The following is a 1,292-nucleotide window of genomic DNA, read 5'->3' as shown; positions in this document are numbered from 1 at the left end:
TTCCTGCCGGACAAGGCGATCGACCTGATCGACGAGGCGGGTGCGCGGATGCGCATCCGTCGCATGACCGCCCCGCCGGACCTGCGCGAATTCGACGACAAGATCGCCGATGCGCGCCGGGAGAAGGAAAGCGCGATCGACGCGCAGGACTTCGAGAAGGCCGCCCGGTTGCGCGACAAGGAAAAGCAGCTGGTCGCCAAGCGCGCCGAGCGCGAAAAGCAGTGGCGCTCCGGTGATCTCGACGTGGTTGCCGAGGTCGACGACGAGCAGATCGCGGAGGTGCTGGCCAACTGGACCGGTATCCCCGTGTTCAAGCTCACCGAGGAGGAGACCACCCGTCTGCTCCGCATGGAGGACGAGCTGCACAAGCGGATCATCGGCCAGGAGGATGCCGTCAAGGCCGTCTCCAAGGCGATCCGCCGCACTCGCGCCGGCCTGAAGGATCCGAAGCGTCCGTCCGGCTCGTTCATCTTCGCCGGTCCGTCCGGTGTGGGTAAGACCGAGCTGGCCAAGTCGCTGGCGAACTTCCTGTTCGGCGACGACGACGCGCTCATCCAGATCGACATGGGCGAGTTCCACGACCGCTTCACCGCGTCGCGCCTGTTCGGTGCCCCTCCCGGGTACGTCGGCTACGAAGAGGGCGGCCAGCTCACCGAGAAGGTGCGCCGCAAGCCGTTCTCCGTCGTGCTCTTCGACGAGATCGAAAAGGCACACCAGGAGATCTACAACACCCTGTTGCAGGTCCTCGAGGACGGTCGTCTCACCGACGGCCAGGGTCGTACGGTCGACTTCAAGAACACCGTGCTGATCTTCACCTCGAACCTGGGCACCTCCGACATCTCCAAGGCCGTCGGGCTCGGGTTCACTCAGTCCAACATCCAGGGCTCGAACTATGAGCGGATGAAGCTGAAGGTCAACGACGAGCTGAAGAAGCATTTCCGGCCGGAGTTCCTCAACCGGATCGATGATGTGATCGTGTTCCATCAGCTCACGACCGAGCAGATCGTGCAGATGGTCGATTTGATGATCGGCCGCGTCGGTGTCCAGTTGAAGAACAAGGACATGTCGATGGAGCTGTCCGAGCAGGGCAAGGCGCTGCTGGCCAAGCGTGGCTTCGACCCCGTGCTCGGTGCCCGCCCACTGCGCCGCACCATCCAGCGCGAGATCGAAGACCAGCTCTCGGAGAAGATCCTCTTCGGCGAGATCGGACCCGGCCAGACCGTGTTCGTCGATGTCGAAGGCTGGGACGGCGAAGGCACCGGCGAAGACGCCAAGTTCACCTTCACCGGCAA

Annotated in this window: 1 protein-coding gene; it reads left to right on the top strand. The window is 63.6% G+C overall.

Annotated elements, in window-relative coordinates:
• Positions 1 to 1,292: AAA family ATPase (locus F3087_RS45725; RefSeq protein WP_150408481.1), on the top strand; the 1,292-nt coding region annotated here is incomplete at both ends.

This window comes from Nocardia colli (assembly GCF_008704205.1).
Classification (GTDB): domain Bacteria; phylum Actinomycetota; class Actinomycetes; order Mycobacteriales; family Mycobacteriaceae; genus Nocardia; species Nocardia colli.
This window is presented reverse-complemented; position numbering and strand designations above follow the sequence as displayed.